Genomic DNA, 5,275 nt, shown 5'->3' with positions numbered 1-5,275 from the left:
AAGGTATGCCAGCAAAGCAGAAGAAAGCGATGCGCAGTACAGCTTATCTTGAAAAGGTATTGAATTTATAGTGTTTTTTCATGCTCTTGCCCTGAGTCATTACCTAACTGTTGATGAAGTTTTAAGTGCAGCAAACAGCCTTCTAACAACGATGATAAAAGAGTTGATCGAATATAAATCAGGACTAGAAACAAGTGGAGATTTAGACCCAAATATTTTAAATGAAATCAATAAAGTATTTAAAGATGAAATAGAAAATAATCCTATAATCTCATTAGGTTTAGAGAAGATAAAATTAGTGAATAAAAGCATATCTTCATCTAGTGTAAAGCTACCTAGAACGACATTTTTAAGAAACAATAATAAATATACAGATTTTTGGAATATAGGCTCTATTTTAACAAAATATATAATGGACGAGCTTAATTTAATACTACGAAAACGTGGATGCTCGCAGGCTAAGAACTTTCCTAGCGTAAGCTCTGGTATTAAAGCTGTAGTTATTACAAGGGGAATGCAGCAATACCTAGTTGATAATGGCTTCAGTTTCACAGATAGAGAAATAATTTGGCCCGATAATAGTACAACTTACTGTTTAAGCTTAAACAACAGAGCTATTGATAGTTTTTATTGTATATCCGATAAAGATACTTTATTTAAGTGCCAAATAGGCGAATCTAATCCATTTAAATTAGACATAGTTGATATGGGGAAGGATATTGAAGTCAATATTCATTTTTTCTTTAAAGCCAATTTATGAAATATTTACCCTTTCAATTTCAATAGATAAACCTTTATTGAGGCTAATTAAAACATTAGTGTTAATTTTAACGCTGATGTTTTTTTGAAAATAAATAGCGTCTATTTGTCCCTACTTATTGTTAAACTTTTTTAGCAAGCTTATACGCTTGTTTATTTTTATACATTGCGTGGTCTGCATCATTTAATAGCGCTTCAAAGGGCTGCTTTTGTTTATCAGTAAAACTGTAACCAATACTGAGTGATAAATCGCACACGCTCTGTTTAAGTAAGGCTTTTGAGTACTCAGAGGATATTTTATCCATGATATAGTTAATTTTACTCTTATCGCTTACTTGCATCACCGTAACAAACTCATCGCCCCCTAAGCGCCCTACTATATCGGCATTTCTTAAGTGAGTTTTTAGGGTATCTGCCAATATAATTAAGGCTTTGTCGCCAACTTCATGCCCACAGGTATCGTTTAATTTTTTAAAGTCGTTTATATCAATAAACATACAACACACATCAAACCCTAAACGCTGCGCTAAGTTAAGCTTTTGCTGAGCAAGTAAACTCAGTGCTCGACGATTATAAATATTCGTTAATGAGTCTAACATGGCTATTTCGCGCATTTGTTCATAACTATAAACAAGCGCTAGATCGTCTTCAATTAAATCGCGTAGTTGCTCTATGAGTTCAAAGTATTCATCGGTATAGCTTGTTTTTTTAGTATCTTTTAAACATAACGTGCCAAATACTTCGCCTTCAGGCCAATGAATGGGTAAACCTAAGTACGATTCAACACCATCTTCAATAACTTCTGGCAGGGTGTTCCATACATCACTATTGCTTGTGTCATTAACGTATAAAGTATTGTTAGTTTCGGCTACATGCCGACAAAAAAGAGGTGTTTGAGGAGGGAGTATAGGATTTGTTTCAAAGTTAGAGCCACCTTCGTTACTTCTGATAACGACACGATAGCCCTTACTTGTTGCCTGAACTATATAACCCGACGGGGCTGAAAAAAGCCCCGTAATAAGGTCTATGGTTTTTTGCCATTTATGCAGTGATATTTGACCATCTACACCAGAGAATGCCCATTGATCAATTTCAAACATTAACTTTACCTCGGCTATATATTAGCTTCAGTATAGGCAAGAAAACATATCAAAAGCTATTACTTACGGCGTCTACTTGGTTCTCTTTTTCCGGTAATACGCTTTTTATCGCGATCTTTTCGCGACTTATTCGTGTTTTTACGGTTATCTTTTGGCTTTTTATTAGGATCGGGCTCGTAGCCTTCTAACCATTGCGGTGTTAAGCGCGTATCGAGTAGTACTTCTATTTCTTCAAGCAACCATTGCTCATCAATACTAACCAGCGACATAGCAAGCCCTTGCTCGCCTGCACGCCCTGTACGCCCAATACGGTGTACGTAATCTTCTGCTATGTATGGCAGTTCAAAGTTAATTACATATCTAAGTGTAGAAATATCTAAACCACGTGCGGCTACATCAGTTGCAACAAGTACACGTGTAATACCTTCTTTAAAGTTTTGCAGTGCGCGGTCGCGTGCACCTTGTGATTTATCGCCATGGATTGATTCGGTTTTTAAACCGTCTTTACACATTTCTTTAGCGAGTTGGTCGGCCATTTGTTTTGTACGAGTAAAAATAAGCACTTGGCGCCAGTTTTTCATGCCAATCATGTGCGACACAAGCTCGCGCTTACGATCCTCATCAACCGAGTAAATTACTTGTTCTACTTCCACGGCTGCTGAGTTACGTTTATCAACTTCAATGAGTTCTGGGTTTTTAAGTAGTTTTTTACTGAGCTCAAACACACTGTCATCAAACGTAGCTGAAAATAGTAAGGTTTGGCGATCGCCAGGAATATGGCGCAATATGCGTCTTATTTCGTCAATAAAGCCCATATCAAGCATGCGGTCGGCTTCATCAAACACTAACGAATCTACGCTTGAAAGTACCACACTGCCTTTAACTATATGATCGAGTAAACGCCCAGGCGTTGCCACAATAACTTGAGCCGTTCTAAGGGCTTTTATTTGTGGGCCAATACTTGCGCCCCCATAAGCTAAAGCACCATTTATATTGGTGCCTTGTGCGTACTTTTCAAAGCTTGCAAATACTTGCTGAGCCAGTTCTCGTGTTGGCGTTAAAATTACAACACGAGCAATGCCTGGTTCATCTTTTTTAGGTGTATTTAAAAGCTTATGTAACAGCGGTAGAACAAAAGCAGCTGTTTTACCTGTGCCTGTTTGTGCACTGCCCATTACATCACTTCCGGCTAAAATAGGCGGAATGGTTTTAATCTGAATTGCGGTAGGTTGAGTGTAATTATTTTGCTCAATCGCAGTTAATAATAACGGGTCGAGATTAAGTGATGAGAACGTAGTGGCAGACATAGGCTTAGCTTTAAAATAACAAAGAGCGCTATTGTACGCACATTACTGTACTGCGTAAATTAACCAGCCCAGAAAAGTGTTTTATCGTGGTTGCTCATTTTCGCTTTAGCGCTAAAAACAATAAAAACCCAATAAAAAAGGCGCTAAATAACAAATGTATTTAGCGCCTTTTTTTAATTTAATACAATTTTAAGCGGGTTTTAACGTCGCTTTACGTTCGTTGTAAAACGCGATTAAATCGTCAACTGTAGCTTGGCAGTATTCGCGAATACCCGAAACCACCATGTGCTTTTCACCACTACCCACTTTAACGCCGTTTTCTAACAGGTTAAAACGTAGTGTAATTTTTCCGCGCTTACCGGCGTACTCAAAACTAGGCTCTGCAAATTCAAGTGTCGGCGCTGTAATATCAAGGTTATCAAGATTGATAAGCATTGATTCGTAAATTACCATCGGACGCGTGGGGTTTATCATTACCTCCTGCTTGCCCATTAATGGAATAATTACATGCGGAAAAGTAGTACCAGAAAACTCAACATAATTCTTTATTAGGCTATTAGTTAGTGCTGGGCATTTACTGGTTTTACCTTCACGCTTTACCTTTAAAATAACTTTTTCGCCATTGGTTACATCAAACTCATCAGCTTCCTCAGGGAAGTTAAGTTTGGTGTTTTCGTCAACCATACCGGCAAAGGTAAATTCCATTCGCTCGCTAATACCGTATCGGTCTAGCACTAATGAAAAAAGTAAGTCTCCTGGCGCGCAAAACTTTTTAGCATCTTTGTCATGGAGTGGATTGTAATCGTCAGCAACAAACTTGGCAAAACGACAACCTTGCTCACGAGAGATAGAAACATAATCAGCATGCTGCTGAAAAAAAGGACTTAACATAGTGTGTTCACTGCTTAAACTGCTTATAACCTAGCTATACTACCAGAAAAAAAATAGAGAGAGGTCGAATCTGTTAGATTAGTTAAAATATAGCTAGGGCGTGTTGATCTTTGGTGGGTGAATTTGCAGCAGTATGTTTGGTTTTTAGGCAAGGCGGAGCCTATGTAGTGTGGTTATTCCCCATGAATAGGCGATAACGCAGCATAAATACCAAACGTGCGCTGCCCTTTGGGTTCTTTCTAGGGACGATTAACTCTTTGTTGCTCGGTTTTTACTTAGCCCACTAGGTTACAAACCTCGCGCCGCGATTTAATCGCCCCTAGATTGAACAAATTTCAATCCACAAAGTTCAACACGCCCTAGAGTGAGTTGTTCTTTGGTGACTTAATTTAAAGTAGTATGTTTGGCTTTTAGGCAAGGCAGAGCCTATAGTGTGTTGTTATGCCCCATAAATGTGAAATTAAACTAAAATACTAACTGAGCTAGACATTCACCTTAAGTAAATGGATAAAAATTGTATTTAGGTGATCGAAGTAATTTACATCGGTTTTAATTAATTTTGTTAGATTTCTATGTACTCGACGAACCCTTCAGAAATTGGGTCAATATCCAAAGTACAAGAATCAATACCTACAAATTCCCAACCAGTATTCTTCTTTAGATAACCAATCATATAGCCAGCCATATCATCTGCAACAATTATAATATTTTCATTAATTAATTCGGGGTCTATTATTTCTGAAATTGGTATTGGACCAGAATAAACCATATATCCATTGCTAGATTCGCAAGTTGAATTTTTAGCAATCCAAGATGTGTAGTCATTAGGTAAGTCAGTATAATTTTCATTAGTTGTTACTTTTGACATGACGACACTCCAGAAATCTAACGAGGCTGTCGAATAACTCCAACAGCCAAATTCAATTAAAAAAACGAGTTTCTGTAATTAACCCTAATCGTTTTTTAAAGCATTAGGTAATGCATTTGGATCCCATAAAACTGGCTATTTTCTTAAAAAAGAGTAATTCTACAGCCTCAACGCCCACTTAAACGGACAAAAGTTGTTGGCTAAAATGTGAAGCGTAGCGGAACCTAACCAACTGTTTTTGTTCCGTTTGAAGTTCTTGTATGGATAATAAACCCATCAAATTATTATTTATAACCAAGTTCGGGTAATGTGAGACCCAGGCTTTAGCAGCAACTAAAGCCCTCTTTTGT

The 5,275-nt window shown here is 37.5% G+C and carries 5 protein-coding genes; 1 reads left to right on the top strand and 4 read right to left on the bottom strand.

The window, feature by feature from the left end; all coding sequences use genetic code 11:
* Positions 1-70 precede the first annotated feature (70 nt).
* Positions 71-760: a hypothetical protein gene (locus GQR56_RS20925; protein WP_166115272.1), complete on the top strand. Its 690-nt coding sequence runs from the start codon at positions 71-73 to the stop codon at positions 758-760.
* Positions 761-881: 121 nt separating this feature from the next.
* Here GQR56_RS20925 and GQR56_RS20920 read toward each other — a convergent pair whose 3' ends face one another.
* From GQR56_RS20920 to GQR56_RS20905, 4 genes are all read right to left on the bottom strand, one after another.
* Positions 882-1,859 carry a sensor domain-containing diguanylate cyclase gene (locus tag GQR56_RS20920; RefSeq protein WP_166115270.1) on the bottom strand — a complete coding sequence of 326 codons (978 nt, stop codon included), beginning with the start codon at positions 1,857-1,859 and terminating at the stop codon, positions 882-884.
* A 59-nt stretch (positions 1,860-1,918) separates the two neighbouring features.
* Positions 1,919-3,166, bottom strand: a complete 1,248-nt coding sequence (locus tag GQR56_RS20915) for a DEAD/DEAH box helicase (RefSeq protein WP_166115268.1) — start codon at positions 3,164-3,166, stop codon at positions 1,919-1,921.
* Positions 3,167-3,355: 189 nt separating this feature from the next.
* On the bottom strand, positions 3,356-4,057 hold the full coding sequence (locus tag GQR56_RS20910) for a DUF3581 domain-containing protein (protein WP_024610704.1): 702 nt from the start codon (positions 4,055-4,057) through the stop codon (positions 3,356-3,358).
* Between the two features lie 562 nt (positions 4,058-4,619).
* Complete coding sequence (locus tag GQR56_RS20905) at positions 4,620-4,925, bottom strand: hypothetical protein (RefSeq protein WP_166115266.1); 306 nt, start codon at positions 4,923-4,925, stop codon at positions 4,620-4,622.
* Between the last annotated feature and the right edge of the window lie 350 nt (positions 4,926-5,275).

Origin of the sequence: Pseudoalteromonas sp. Z9A5 (genome assembly GCF_011378875.1) — a bacterium.
In the GTDB taxonomy this organism is placed as follows: Bacteria; Pseudomonadota; Gammaproteobacteria; order Enterobacterales; family Alteromonadaceae; genus Pseudoalteromonas.
This window is presented reverse-complemented; position numbering and strand designations above follow the sequence as displayed.